The organism is Brevundimonas subvibrioides, from assembly GCF_027271155.1.
Taxonomy (GTDB): Bacteria; Pseudomonadota; Alphaproteobacteria; order Caulobacterales; family Caulobacteraceae; genus Brevundimonas; species Brevundimonas subvibrioides_D.
In genome coordinates this window covers 332,078-344,402 of the sequence record NZ_CP114542.1, presented here as the reverse complement: position 1 = coordinate 344,402, position 12,325 = coordinate 332,078, and the positions used below count along the sequence as shown (strand labels likewise).

The following is a 12,325-nucleotide window of genomic DNA, read 5'->3' as shown; positions in this document are numbered from 1 at the left end:
ACAACCGGTTATTGATTTTTGGACGATACAGTCCATTTTATGCCGCATCCTCCCCCGGATGCTCTTCCCCGACGCCCGCTGTTCAGAGATTTCGACCCATGGCCCTCCCCCCTGTCGTCAAGAAGCGCCTGCCCCTGATCCTGGCGGTCGTCGTGGCCGTCGGCCTGGTCATCGGTGGCGGCCTGTGGTGGACCAACAAGCAGCGGTGGGAATCGACCGACAACGCCTTCGTCCAGGCCGACACCACCCTGGTCAGTCCCCAGATCGACGGCTACGTCGCCGAGGTTCTGGTGTCCGACAACCAGCGGGTCGAACAGGGTCAGATCCTGGTGCGTCTGGATGACGCGGACGCCAAAGCCAGGCTGGCCCAGGCCGAGGCCAATCTGGCGGCCCTGCTGGCGGCGGTCGACAATGTCGATGCCCGGGCGGCCCAGGAACAGGCCATGATCGCCTCGCGCGCGGCCGGCGTGGCCCAGGCTCGTGCCCAGGCCAACCTGGCCCAGGCCCAGGTCCAGCGGTATTCCACCCTGCAGCGTCAGGGCTGGGTCTCGCAGCAGCGCATCGAGACCGAACAGGCGGGGGCCCAGACCGCCGCCGCCTCCGTCGCCGAAGCCCAGGCCGCCCTGGTCGCCGAACAGCGCACGGCCGGCGTCCTCGGCTCGACCCGCAGCCAGAGCCTGGCCGCCGTCGAGCAGGCCCGCGCTGCGGTCGAACTGGCCCGCACCAATCTGGACCGCACCGTCATCCGCGCGCCCGTCGCCGGCGTCGTCGGCGCGCGCGGCGTCCGTGCCGGACAGTATGTCCGCCCCGGAGGCCAGCTGCTGTCGCTGGTGCCTCTGGGCGACACCTATGTGGTGGCCAACTTCAAGGAGACCCAGCTGGGTCGCCTGCGTCTGGGCCAGACCGTCCACATCTCGGCCGACGCCTTCCCGGATCAGGACCTGACCGGCCGGATCGAAAGCTTCGCGCCGGCCACGGGGGCCGAGTTCGCCCTGATCCCGGTCGAGAATGCGACCGGCAATTTCACCAAGATCACCCAGCGGGTGCCGGTCCGCATCCTGGTGTCGCGCGCCGACGGCGGCGCGGCCCTGCGCCCCGGCCTGTCGGTCGAGGTCAAGGTCGATCTGAAGAGCCCCGGCGGGCCCAGCTTCGCCGAAGCCGCCGTCGGACCGACCCGTCTTGCCGATGCCGGAACCGCGACCGCCCAATGACCGCCGCCACCCTGGACGGTGCCCCGGCCCCGATCGCCCCGGCGACGGCCGAGCCGAAGGTCAACTGGACCTTCCTGATCCTGGGCTTCGCCGGGATGGTGATCGGCCAGTTCATGGCTATCCTGGACATCCAGATCGTCGCCTCGTCCCTGCCCCAGATCCAGTCGGGCGTCGGGGCGTCGGCCGATCAGATCAGCTGGATCCAGACCGCCTATCTGATCCCCGAGGTCGTGATGATCCCCCTGTCGGGATATCTGTCGCGGCTGTGGGGCACCCAGAAGGTGTTCATGATCAGCTGCGCCGGCTTCGTGCTGATGAGCATCGCTGTGGGCCTGTCTTCCTCGGTCGAGGTGATGATCGTCTTCCGGGCCATCCAGGGCTTCGTCGGCGGGGCCATGATTCCCACCGTCTTCGCCGTGGCCTTCACCGCCTTCCCGGCGTCCAGACGCGTCACGGCATCGGTCTTCATCGGCCTGATCGTGACCCTGGCCCCCACCATCGGGCCGACGCTGGGCGGCCATCTGACCGAGGCGCTCAGCTGGCGCTGGCTGTTCTTCATCAATGTGCCGTTCGGCCTGTTGTCCTTCTTCCTGGTCTGGCGCTACGCCAGGTTCGACAAGGGCGACCCCGGTCTGTCCAGGGGCTTCGACTGGTGGGGCCTCGGCCTGATGGCCACCTTCCTGATGAGCCTTCAGTTCGTGCTGGAGGAGGGGTCGAAGAACAACTGGTTCGCCGACGACCTGATCCTGCTGCTGTCGGTCGTGGCGGCGGTCACCGGACCGACCTTCGTCTGGCGCTCGCTGACCTACTGGAATCCGGTGGTCGAGCTGCGCGCCTTCAACAACCGAAACTTTCTGGTCGGCATCGTAATGACCTTCACCGTCGGCGCGGCCTTGTTCGGGGGCAGCTTCCTGCTGCCGCTGTTCCTGTCGCGCGTGCGGGACTATTCGCCGGCCGAGGTCGGCACGACCCTGGTGGTGTCGGGTCTGGCCATGTTCATGACGGCCCCGATCGCCGGGCGGCTGGTCCGGATCCTGGATCTGAGGATCCTGATGTGCGGCGGCTTCGTCATGGCGTCGTGGGGCATGTGGGACGCCCGTACCGTCACCACCGAGTGGGGATTCTGGGAATTCGCGGGCATCCAGGCCCTGCGCGGGTCCGGAATCATGCTGGCCATGCTGGCGGCCCAGCAGGTCACGATGTCGACCATGCCGCCGCACATGGTCAAGAACGCCTCGGGCCTGGTGAACCTGTTCCGCAACGTGGGCGGGGCCTTCGGTCTGGCCTTCCTGAACACCTCCCTGACCACCAATACCGCCATTCACCTGGGCGAGCTGACCAGCGGCATCAGCATCGGCGACACCCGGATGCAGGAGATGCTGGCCGGCATATCGGCCCGCATGACCGGCTCCATCGACCCCGACGGCGCCGCGATGAAGGCGATGTACGGCATGCTGAACCGGCAGGCGACGACGCTGGCATTCGGCGACGCCTTTGCCATGCTGGCGATCGGCTGCGCCGTCGGGGCCTGCGTCACCCTGCTGGCCCAGCCGGTCAAGCCGGGCAGTGTGGCACCGGCCACGGATGCCCACTGATGGCCCGCGTCGCCGGTCAGATCGACGAACGGAAGTCCGAGGCCATCCTGGACGCGGCCATGGACCTGTTCGCCGAAAAGGGCGCCGCCGCCTCCATGGACGCGATCGCGCGCCGGGCGGGGGTGTCCAAACAGACGCTCTACAACCGGTATGGCTCCAAGACCGACATCGGCCGGGCCCTGGCCGAGCGCCGGTCCGACCTGATCACCGCCCCGCTGCGTGCCGGAGGCGATCCACTGACGGTGCTGACCGCCCTGGCCGAGACCATGCTGACCAAGCTGTGCACCGCCGACGGGCGCAGCTCCATGCGGGGCGTCGCCCTGATGTCGCCCCACGCACCGGACCTGGCCGAGGCCGTCTATGACGCGGGGCCGGGCGAAAGTCTGCGCCGCCTGGCGCAATGGCTGTCGCAACAGGACCGTGAGGGCCTGATCCGGGTGCCCGATCCCGAACTGGCGGCCGAGATGTTCAGCGGCATGACCATGGGCCACGGGCATCTGCGCGGCATCCTGGGGATCGACGAGCCGCGCGCCATCGACATCCCCGCCCGCGCCCGCGAGACCGCCCGGCGCTTCCTTCGCGCGTTCGCGGTCTGACTTCTCGCCGCCCCGGCATCGCGCTAGAACCCGGCGGCACGCTGCGTCCGGGCAGCGGGCACGCCAGAAGGATGCCCTTTCATGCTGATCGCCTTTTCCGCCTGGCCCGAGATCGATGCCCGCCTGAAGGCGACGAAGACCGTCGTCATCCCGATCGGCTCGAACGAACAGCATGGCCCGACCGGCCTGCTCGGCACCGACTGGCTGTGCCCGGAAATCATCGCCCATGCGGCGGAGAAGGCCGACGACGGCCTGATCGTCGCGCCCACCTTCAACATCGGCATGGCCCAGCATCATCTGGCCTTCGCCGGAACGATCTCCTTGCGGCCGTCGACCTTCATGGCCGCCATCTCCGACTGGGTGTCCTCGCTCCACCGCCACGGCTTCGAGCGGATCTATTTCCTGAACGGCCACGGCGGCAATGTCGCCACCATCGAGGCGACCTTCTCGGAGCTCTATGCCGAATGGAGCTTCGTCGACGAACCCGCGCCCTTCGTGCTCAAGCTGCGAAACTGGTGGGACCTGCCGGGCGTGAACAGCCTGTGCAATTCGATCTTCCCGACCGGCCACGGGATGCACGCCACCCCGTCCGAAATCGCGGTCACCCAGGCCGCATATCCCGACCGGATCAAGACGGCCGACTATTCGCCTCAGATCGCGCCGTCCGGCCCGATCCGCGATGCCGCCGACTATCGCGCGCGCTTCCCCGACGGCCGGATCGGCTCGGATCCTGCCCAGGCCAGCCCGGAAAAGGGCCAGCGGATCATCGATGCCGCCGTGCCCGCCCTGCTGAAGGACGTCGTCGCCTTCGCCAATGAACCCTTGCCCACCTGACGAAACCGGCCCAAGCCCCTGACATGACCCCGCTCGACAAGACGATCCGCAACGGCAAACGCGCCGCCCGCAATGCCCGCTCGGCGGGTGACAATGCGGTCCACGGCGGCGAGATGCTGCGCGCGGCCTCCGACGTCATCGCCGCCCGACTCAACATCATGGCCGAGGGACTGGCCAATCCCATGAAGGCCGACATGCGCGAGATGTCGCTGATGGGCACCGAGAAGGTCGAGGCCATGACCGCCTCGGCCACCGCCGTCGCCAACAACCTCGGCGACCTGGCCGCCCGCGTGTCGAAGTCCGCCATGGACGAGGTCGGCCATGCCCGGGACGCCGCCTCCCGGATCGCCACGGCCGCCTCGCCCCTGGCCGCCGCGGCCGCCCACCACGACTACGCTGTCGCCTGGTGGGGCCGCGCGGCCGGTCAGATGCTGACCCTGAACACCGAACTGCTGAAGGCCCAGGCCGATGCGCTCAGGCCCATTCATTCTGCAGCCGTGGCGAACGCGAAGCGGCTCAAGCGGTAGGAACAGCGACGCTTTCCGGGCGTTCGGTCCTCGTCATCCACAAGGAACGACGACCATGGCCGACCCCAGGACCCAGGACACCGAAAAACACCCCGGCATGCTGGGCGACGGCACCGAGGAACAGAACCTCAATCAGCCCGGCGATCGATCCAGGCGGATCAAGGAAGACGAAGTCGACGAAGCCTTCGGCGGCGACGAAAAAGGCTGAAGCCGCTCACCCGGTCCGGATGACCGCCCCGTCGATCCGGACCGGCCAGGGCGTCAGCTTGCCGCCTGCGCACGGCCCCCCGACGCAGGCCCCCGACAGCGGTTCGAACACCGCTCCGTGCCAGCCGCACAGGATCAGCGACCCGTCCGGCGTCAGATAGCGGTCCAGCTCGATGGCGATCGGAAAGCCCTGGTGAGGGCAGCGATCGACCCAGCCGGCGACCTCGCCGGCCTTGCGCACCACAAAGCCGTGGAACCAGGCCTCGCCGATCTGCAGCACAAAGCCCCGCGACCCCGGCTCGGCGATGTCGTCCAGCGCGCACAGGGCCACGCCGGCCGGCGTCGTCCAGACCCGCTTTCGCCCCGACACGGGCGTGTCGCTCATTCGCGTTCGGCCTTGAGCGGTCGGGACAGCAGGGCCTCGATCATGGCCTCGACCGTCGTCTCGCCGGCCAGCAGCGCGGCGGTCGCCTCGCAGATCGGCATCTCCACGCCCAGCCTGTGCGCCAGTTCGCGCACGGCCGGCGCGCTTTCATAGCCCTCGGCGACCGAGCGTTTTCCGGCCAGCGCCTGTTCGATCGACTGGCCCTCGCCCAGCGCCAGCCCCAGGCTCATGTTGCGCGACTGCGGGCTGGAGCAGGTCAGGACCAGATCGCCCAGGCCGCACAGCCCCGCCACCGTTTCCGGCTCCCCGCCGAGCGCGACCCCCAGCCGCGTCATTTCGGCGAAGCCGCGCGTGATCAGGGCGGCATGGGCCGACTTGCCCAGCCGCCGCCCCTCCGACAGGCCGCAGGCGATCGCCAGCACATTCTTGATCGCGCCCCCGACCTCCGCCCCGATCAGGTCCGTGGCCAGATAGGGCCGGAAGCCGGGACCCGACAGGGTCTCCATCAGGGCCTCGCCGAGACCGACGTCCGCACAGGCCAGGGTCACGGCCGTTGGCAGCCCCTTCGACACATCGGCGGCGAAGCTCGGGCCCGACAGGACGGCGGCGGGCGCATCGGGGATGGTTTCCGCCAGCACCTCGGTCATCAGCTTCAGCGAACCGCGCTCGATGCCCTTGGAACACAGGACGATCGGGGCCCCCGCCCGGTGGAAAGGCGCATAGGCTGCCAGCGTCGACCGCATGAACTGGGCCGGAGGCACCGCCAGCACCAGGTCGCACCCGGACAGCCCGTCCAGATCCGCCGTGACCGAAATCGTATCGTCCAGCGTCACGCCGGGCAGGAAGGCCTCGTTGATGCGGCGGTGGGTGATGCTGTCCACCACCTCCGGCTCGCGCGCCTGCAGGACCACCTTCAGTCCGGCTCGCGCACAGACCAGGGCCAGGGCCGTGCCCCAGGCCCCCGCGCCGATGACCCCTGCGGTCCTGAACTGCATGCCGTCTCCTAGGCCTTGGCGCCTTTACGGCCCGCCGGATGGACAGGATCGGCCAGGGCGCGCGCCTCGTCCAGCGGCCATCGCGGGCGGGCGGGCGAATCGATATCCGAAACCAGCCCCCGCTGTAGCCGCTCCGCCCCCGCAAGGGCGATCATCGCCGCATTGTCGGTGCAATAGGCCATCGGCGGGGCGAGGAATCCGAATCCCCGTTTCGCCGCCGTCTGTTCCAGCACGCGCCGCACCGTCCGGTTGGCCGCGACGCCCCCCGCGACCACGAAAAGGAGACCTTGTTGGCCGACCGCCTCGCTCGCGGAGCGAGGCTGCTTGAAGCGGTGTTCGTGTTTCTCCGCATAGGCCGCCATCGCCCGGTCCGAACGCTCCGACAGCTGGCGTGCGATCGCCGACTGGACGGCATCGGCCAGATCGGCCCGGTCCGCGTCGGTCTCGCAGGCCTGGGCGAGGCGCGACGCCGCCGTTTTCAGTCCGGAGAACGAGAAATCGCAGTCCTTGCGCCCCAGCAGCGCCCGCGGCAGGTCGAATCGCGAGCCGTCGCCGCCCTCGGCCATCGCCTCCAGCGCCGGTCCGCCCGGATAGCCCAGCCCCATGGCCTTGGCGATCTTGTCGAAGGCCTCGCCCGCCGCATCATCGATCGTGGTGCCCAGGCGGCTCATGTCCCCGATGCCGCGCACCTCCAGCAGCTGGCAATGGCCGCCCGAGACCAGCAGCAGCAGGAAGGGGTAGGCGACCTTCGCCCCCAGACGGGCCGACACGGCATGACCTTCCAGATGATTGACCGCGATCAGCGGCAGGCCCCGCGCCAGGGCCACCGCCTTGCCGAACCCCAGCCCGACCATGACGCCGCCGACCAGCCCCGGCCCCGCCGTCGCCGCGACCCCGTCCAGTCGGTCATATCCGAGACCCGCCCCGGTCATCGCCCGACGCACGACGCCGTCGATCATCTCGACATGGCTGCGCGCCGCGATCTCGGGCACCACCCCGCCGAAGGCCGCATGATCGTCGATCTGGGAATGGACCACGGACGACAGCACGGTCGCCTCGCCATCGGGCGTCAGCCGCACGACCGAGGCCGCCGTCTCGTCGCAGCTGGTCTCGATGCCCAGGACGACAAGGGCACCGCCGCATAAGGCGCGGTCGCTCTCTGCCCCGGTGCGCGTGGAAATCGGCTTTCCGGCACGGTTTTCGCTGGTAAGGTCCGCTTCGATTTCCACCGGGTTCAGGTAGCGACCCGGACCCCACTAAGCAACGAATTGGCGCAACGGACACGCATGGCCACGATACGTATAGGCACCCGACGCAGCGCCCTGGCGCTCGCCCAGTCGGGAATGATGCAGCGGGCCATCGCCGCCGCCATGGACCTGCCGCTCGAGGAGGTGGTGCTGGTCGAGATCGTCACCACCGGCGACCAGATCCAGGACCGCCGCCTGATGGAGGTCGGCGGCAAGGCCCTGTTCACCAAGGAGATCGAGGAGGCCCTGCTGGACGGCCGGGTCGACATCGCCGTCCATTCGATGAAGGACGTGCCCGCCGAACAGCCCCCCGGCCTGACCATCGCCGCCATCCCGGAACGCGAGGATGCCCGCGACGCCTTCATCAGCCGCGACTACGACGCGCTGGAGCGCCTGCCCCACGGCGGGCGCCTCGGCACCGCCTCCCTGCGGCGTCAGGCCCAGGCGCTGGCCCTGCGCCCGGATCTGCAGATCGAGATGCTGCGCGGAAACATCGACACCCGCCTGCGCCGCGCGGCCGAGGGCGATTTCGACGCCATCCTGCTGGCGGCCTCGGGCCTGAACCGGCTGGGCCGGTCCGGGGCCGTGCGCGGTTTCCTGTCGGTCGATGCCTTCCTGCCCGCGCCGGGCCAGGGGGCCCTGGCCCTGCAGACGCGCGAGGGCGACACCCACCACGCCTGGGTCCCGGCCATGAACCACGGCCCCACGGCCCTGGCCGTCGCGGCCGAACGCGGTGCCATGGTCGCTCTGGAAGGCTCCTGCCGCACCGCCGTCGGGGCCCACGCCCATATCGAGGGCGACCGCCTGACCCTGACCACCGAGATGCTGGCCCCGGACGGCACCGCCCGCTGGCGCCGCGCCGGCGATCTGACCGACCTGTCAGGCCCGGACGCCATGGACCGCGCGCGCGCGCTGGGGCTGCGCCTGGGCCATGAGGTCCATGCGATGGCGGGCGACCAGCAGGTTGCGGTCTAGACTTTTCTTTCCGCTCATCCCCGCGAAGGCGGGGATCCAGTTCTTTCGTGAGGCAGGATGCGCGGGATCATTGTCACGGCACACTCAATCCGGCCGAACATCCAAAGCACTGGGTCCCCGCCTTCGCGGGGATGAGCGGAGATGATTGAAGCTATCCACAGGGTCTGGGTCACCCGCGCCCGACCCGGCGCCGACCGGACCGCCGAACGCCTCGTCGGCCTGGGTCACACGCCGCTGGTCGTCCCGCTGCTGGAGATCCGGCCGCTCGACGTCACGCTCGACCTCTCTGGCGTCCAGGCCCTCGCCTTCACCAGCCTGAACGGGGTCGCGGCCTTCGCGGCGCTGTCGTCGGACCGGAGCCTGCCGGTCTTCGCGGTCGGGGACGCCACCGCCCGGGCCGCACGGGACGCCGGCTTCGGCTCGGTCCGGTCGGCCGAAGGAAGCCTGAACGATCTCGCCACCCTGATCCGCGCCGAGGCGTCGGGCCTGTCGATCCTGCATCCCGGGGCGGCCGAGCCCGCCGGAGACCTGTCCGCGGCCGTCGGCGACATCGCCCGCCTGCGTTCGGTCGCCGTCTATGGCGCGCGCGAGAAGCGGGTGGAGCCGCCCGGGGACTGGGAGGCCGCCCTGGTCCACTCGCCGCGCGCCGGTCGCGCCCTGGCGGCTATGATGGGGGGCCGGGCGAACCTGCCGGTCGTGATCGCCATCTCGGCCGCTGCCGCCGATCCGCTGCGAACCACCGGTTTTGCCGAGGTCCGCATTGCCGCAGCCCCGACCGAATCGGCCCTTCTGGCGGCCCTTGGCAATCCTCGCACCGACGTATAAACAGCCGCTCTCGCGACGGGCAGTCCGCCCTCGGCGACAAGCCGCTTTAGCTCAGCTGGTAGAGCATCGCATTCGTAATGCGGGGGTCAGGTGTTCGAGTCACCTAAGCGGCACCACCACATTGATCGCCGATGTGCGCCGGTGGTTGAAAAAACCAATAAAATATAGCATACTAGGGCTTCGGTTGGGTGCTGGCGGTCGTCAGTGTTCGCCGATAATCGGCCGAAACTGGGGGCCCTTGTGGGGGCCTTCGCGGAGGCCCTTAGAAAAAGGCCCCCAAATTGGCCCTGACCGACTCAGCCATCCGTGCCCTCAAGCCCCGCGATCGGGCCTATAAGGTTTCGGACGAAAAGGGCCTCTATCTTCAGGTGACCCCGGCCGGCGGGCGGCTTTGGCGAATGAAATTCCGCGCTTCCGGTGGGCTGGAGAAGAAGCTGTCGTTCGGCGGCTATCCCGAGATCAGCCTGAAAGAGGCCCGCGAACTGAGGGACAGGGCGCGGTCTCTGGTCGCCAGCGGGGTCGATCCGGCCGACAAGAAGCGCCGGGACAAGCGCGCCGCCAAGGTGAGTGCTGACAATACATTCAGCGCGGTGGCCAAGGACTACATCGCCAAGAACCGGCGTGATGGTCTGTCCGACGCTACCGTGATCAAGCGCGAATGGTTCATCAGGCTTGTGGAGCGGAGCCTCGGCGGGCGGCCCATATCCGAGATTCAGCCCTGCGAAGTGCTGGACGCCGTCCGGCCGTTCGAGGCCGCCAAGAATGACGAGAAGGCCCACCGGACGCTTCAGTTCATCGGTCAGGTGTTCCGCTACGCGGTCGCCAACCAGATCGCGACCACTGACCCGACGCGCGACCTGCGTGGCGCTCTTTCGAATCGCAGACCCAAAAACCTCGCCGCCATCCTCGAGCCGAAGCGCGTCGGAGAACTGCTTCGCGACATCGACGGATATGAGGGTCTGCCGTTGACGAAACTCGCGCTCCAGCTTTCTCCGCTGGTGTTTGTTCGACCCGGAGAACTGCGCCGAGCGGAATGGAGCGAGATCGACCTCGACGCGGCCGTCTGGCGCATCCCGGCCGAAAAGATGAAGGCCCGCATGGAACATGCTGTTCCGCTGTCCGTCCAGGCCGTTGCGATCTTGCGCGACGCCGCCGGCCTGACCGGCGATGGCCGGTATGTCTTCCCGTCCATCCGGTCACGCTTCGACCCTATGTCCGAGAACACCGTCAACGCTGCCCTGCGCCGGCTGGGTTACACCGGTGACGAGATGACGGCGCACGGCTTCCGTTCGACCGCGAGCACTCTCCTCAATGAGTCCGGCAAATGGTCGCCCGACGCCATCGAGCGCGCCCTGGCCCACAAGGGCAAGGACCTCGTCCGGGCGGCATACCACCGGGGCGCTCACTGGCAGGAACGCGTGCTGATGGCGCAGTGGTGGAGCGACTATCTCGATCGCCTTCGCACGGGTGGGGAGGTCGTGCCGCTCGCGAGACAGGGTTGAGTTCTTGAAAACGTTGGCTCGGCGTGGCTAGTTCCTTGGGTGACTGATGACGCTGGCGAAGAGCCTCAAGGATTCAGAGACGACGACTGGATCAGCGCAGCCGAGACCATCAAACGGGTCCGGGAGGCGACGCTTTCGCCTACGTCTCACATTGCCTTGGCAAAACGCGCACATGCCGGACTGTTGAGAGCACATTGCGCCTTGATGATCATCAACCGCACTCAGCGGCACCCGGACTGCGACGTTCCTTCGGGCTTCTGGTGGGCCGAGGGTCACGACGCTCTGACGCAGAATTGGGAACTGGGCGACTTCGAAACCTAGATCAAGAATACCGTTCAATACCAAACGTTCGGGGTGCGCTTTCACCGAGAAGACGTCGATCGGATGGTGGGGGCATCGCGGGTGGAGCAGCGTCGGCCCGAACCCGACCCGGGCAAAGACACGAGGGGTCGCCCTATGTCGGCACTTTGGCCGGAATGGGTCGCTGAGCTGGCCAGCTTGATTCACGAAGAGGGAATACCGGAGGGGTCGGGCGCGCGCGGGACTGACGAGCTCATTTCCAGCGTCGCCGACCGATTGGTGGCACGGGGTCTGGAGGCTCCTGCACGAACCACCGTTCAGGAGACAGCAAAGGCCGTCCTGCGTCGCCTGCGGAACGCCGGAAAATAGATTCCGGCGGTTTCCGGCGCTTCCCGGCAGCTAACCTCGACCCGGCGACCGACACTCGTTCCTGCATTCGCTGGCACCCGCCAGTGTTCGAGGAACCTGCATCATGGAAATCATCGCTGCTTCGATCAACGACACCGCCAAGGCCCTCAGCCTCGGTCGCACCTCCGTCTATGCCCTGATCCGGGACGGGCGGCTGGAGACCGTCAAGATGGGGCGGCGGACGCTCATCAAGGTCGATTCGATCCGGCGTCTGCTGGGAAGTCAGTGAGGGCAGCCAGGTGTCGCGCACGCGCCTCAATCCCAACCTGGCCAAGATCCATCGCAGCTATACGGTCGAGGAGATCGCCCGCCTGTACGGCCTGCATCGCAATACCGTTCGGTCCTGGCTGAACGGCGGGGGTTTGGTCGCCATCGACGGTGGTCGACCCGTTCTGGTCCAGGGGAAGGTCCTGAGGGCCTTCCTTGATACCCGCAGGACCGCCGCCAAACGGCCCTGCCCCACCGGCTCGCTCTACTGCTTCAAATGCCGCGAGCCGCGCGCCCCTGCTTTGGGCATGGCCGATTTCATCGTCGGCAAGGCCGGGACCGGCAACCTCCGAGCCCACTGCGAGGTCTGCGGATCAACCATGCATCGACGCACGCGGCTCGAGGCTGTCCCGGTCGTCCTGCCCGGAATCGCAGTCCGTGTCGTGGAGGCAGCGCCGCGCATAGCAGAGGGGACGGCCCCCTCCCTGAAATGTACATAGGACAAGGACGG

The 12,325-nt window shown here is 68.3% G+C and carries 14 protein-coding genes and 1 tRNA gene; 12 read left to right on the top strand and 3 right to left on the bottom strand.

Annotated features, from left to right (window positions below):
• Positions 1–98: 98 nt before the first annotated feature.
• The 6 genes from O3139_RS01740 to O3139_RS01715 all read left to right on the top strand — a co-directional run bounded on the left by O3139_RS01740 (position 99) and on the right by O3139_RS01715 (position 4,971).
• Positions 99–1,211 (top strand): HlyD family secretion protein, encoded by a 1,113-nt coding sequence (locus O3139_RS01740; protein ID WP_269515178.1) that lies wholly within the window; start codon positions 99–101, stop codon positions 1,209–1,211.
• Entirely contained in the window at positions 1,208–2,806 is a 1,599-nt protein-coding gene (locus O3139_RS01735; protein WP_269515177.1) for a DHA2 family efflux MFS transporter permease subunit, read from the top strand. The genes O3139_RS01740 and O3139_RS01735 overlap by 4 nt, the downstream gene beginning before the upstream one ends.
• Entirely contained in the window at positions 2,806–3,402 is a 597-nt protein-coding gene (locus O3139_RS01730; protein WP_209322318.1) for a TetR/AcrR family transcriptional regulator, read from the top strand. Before O3139_RS01735 ends, O3139_RS01730 begins: the two co-directional genes overlap by 1 nt.
• 81 nt (positions 3,403–3,483) lie before the next feature.
• Positions 3,484–4,236 (top strand): creatininase family protein, encoded by a 753-nt coding sequence (locus tag O3139_RS01725; RefSeq protein WP_269515176.1) that lies wholly within the window; start codon positions 3,484–3,486, stop codon positions 4,234–4,236.
• Positions 4,237–4,259: 23 nt separating this feature from the next.
• A complete protein-coding gene (locus O3139_RS01720; RefSeq protein WP_269515175.1) occupies positions 4,260–4,763 on the top strand; it encodes a phasin family protein in 504 nt (167 codons plus the stop codon).
• 55 nt (positions 4,764–4,818) lie between these two features.
• Positions 4,819–4,971 carry a hypothetical protein gene (locus O3139_RS01715; RefSeq protein ID WP_269515174.1) on the top strand — a complete coding sequence of 51 codons (153 nt, stop codon included), beginning with the start codon at positions 4,819–4,821 and terminating at the stop codon, positions 4,969–4,971.
• A gap of 6 nt (positions 4,972–4,977) precedes the next feature.
• Here O3139_RS01715 and O3139_RS01710 read toward each other — a convergent pair whose 3' ends face one another.
• From O3139_RS01710 to tsaD, 3 genes are read right to left on the bottom strand one after another with little or no spacing between them, the layout of a single operon-like run.
• Positions 4,978–5,355, bottom strand: a complete 378-nt coding sequence (locus O3139_RS01710) for a Rieske (2Fe-2S) protein (protein WP_269515173.1) — start codon at positions 5,353–5,355, stop codon at positions 4,978–4,980.
• Positions 5,352–6,350, bottom strand: a complete 999-nt coding sequence (locus tag O3139_RS01705; RefSeq protein WP_269515172.1) for an NAD(P)H-dependent glycerol-3-phosphate dehydrogenase — start codon at positions 6,348–6,350, stop codon at positions 5,352–5,354. Before O3139_RS01705 ends, O3139_RS01710 begins: the two co-directional genes overlap by 4 nt.
• An 8-nt stretch (positions 6,351–6,358) precedes the next feature.
• Positions 6,359–7,531, bottom strand: a complete 1,173-nt coding sequence (gene tsaD, locus O3139_RS01700; RefSeq protein WP_269516511.1) for a tRNA (adenosine(37)-N6)-threonylcarbamoyltransferase complex transferase subunit TsaD — start codon at positions 7,529–7,531, stop codon at positions 6,359–6,361.
• A 105-nt stretch (positions 7,532–7,636) separates the two neighbouring features.
• Here tsaD and hemC point away from each other — a divergent pair, with 105 nt between their 5' ends.
• The 6 genes from hemC to O3139_RS01670 all read left to right on the top strand — a co-directional run bounded on the left by hemC (position 7,637) and on the right by O3139_RS01670 (position 12,314).
• Positions 7,637–8,572 (top strand): hydroxymethylbilane synthase, encoded by a 936-nt coding sequence (gene hemC, locus O3139_RS01695; RefSeq protein WP_269515171.1) that lies wholly within the window; start codon positions 7,637–7,639, stop codon positions 8,570–8,572.
• Positions 8,573–8,713: 141 nt separating this feature from the next.
• Positions 8,714–9,397: a uroporphyrinogen-III synthase gene (locus O3139_RS01690; protein ID WP_269515170.1), complete on the top strand. Its 684-nt coding sequence runs from the start codon at positions 8,714–8,716 to the stop codon at positions 9,395–9,397.
• A gap of 40 nt (positions 9,398–9,437) precedes the next feature.
• A tRNA-Thr gene (locus O3139_RS01685) sits at positions 9,438–9,513 on the top strand.
• A gap of 165 nt (positions 9,514–9,678) precedes the next feature.
• Positions 9,679–10,899 (top strand): tyrosine-type recombinase/integrase, encoded by a 1,221-nt coding sequence (locus O3139_RS01680; protein ID WP_269515169.1) that lies wholly within the window; start codon positions 9,679–9,681, stop codon positions 10,897–10,899.
• 772 nt (positions 10,900–11,671) lie between these two features.
• A complete protein-coding gene (locus O3139_RS01675; RefSeq protein WP_269515168.1) occupies positions 11,672–11,836 on the top strand; it encodes a helix-turn-helix domain-containing protein in 165 nt (54 codons plus the stop codon).
• Between the two features lie 10 nt (positions 11,837–11,846).
• Positions 11,847–12,314 (top strand): helix-turn-helix domain-containing protein, encoded by a 468-nt coding sequence (locus O3139_RS01670; protein ID WP_269515167.1) that lies wholly within the window; start codon positions 11,847–11,849, stop codon positions 12,312–12,314.
• Positions 12,315–12,325 lie beyond the last annotated feature (11 nt).

What these genes read in the sequence shown, in the direction of transcription:
- hemC (WP_269515171.1), top strand. Translation starts at nt 7,637, where the DNA reads ATGGCCACGATACGTATAGGCACCCGACGCAGCGCCCTGGCGCTCGCC.
- O3139_RS01720 (WP_269515175.1), top strand. Translation starts at nt 4,260, where the DNA reads ATGACCCCGCTCGACAAGACGATCCGCAACGGCAAACGCGCCGCCCGC.
- O3139_RS01730 (WP_209322318.1), top strand. Translation starts at nt 2,806, where the DNA reads ATGGCCCGCGTCGCCGGTCAGATCGACGAACGGAAGTCCGAGGCCATC.
- O3139_RS01705 (WP_269515172.1), bottom strand. Translation starts at nt 6,350, where the DNA reads ATGCAGTTCAGGACCGCAGGGGTCATCGGCGCGGGGGCCTGGGGCACG.
- O3139_RS01735 (WP_269515177.1), top strand. Translation starts at nt 1,208, where the DNA reads ATGACCGCCGCCACCCTGGACGGTGCCCCGGCCCCGATCGCCCCGGCG.
- O3139_RS01710 (WP_269515173.1), bottom strand. Translation starts at nt 5,355, where the DNA reads ATGAGCGACACGCCCGTGTCGGGGCGAAAGCGGGTCTGGACGACGCCG.
- O3139_RS01690 (WP_269515170.1), top strand. Translation starts at nt 8,714, where the DNA reads ATGATTGAAGCTATCCACAGGGTCTGGGTCACCCGCGCCCGACCCGGC.
- O3139_RS01675 (WP_269515168.1), top strand. Translation starts at nt 11,672, where the DNA reads ATGGAAATCATCGCTGCTTCGATCAACGACACCGCCAAGGCCCTCAGC.
- O3139_RS01715 (WP_269515174.1), top strand. Translation starts at nt 4,819, where the DNA reads ATGGCCGACCCCAGGACCCAGGACACCGAAAAACACCCCGGCATGCTG.
- O3139_RS01740 (WP_269515178.1), top strand. Translation starts at nt 99, where the DNA reads ATGGCCCTCCCCCCTGTCGTCAAGAAGCGCCTGCCCCTGATCCTGGCG.
- O3139_RS01725 (WP_269515176.1), top strand. Translation starts at nt 3,484, where the DNA reads ATGCTGATCGCCTTTTCCGCCTGGCCCGAGATCGATGCCCGCCTGAAG.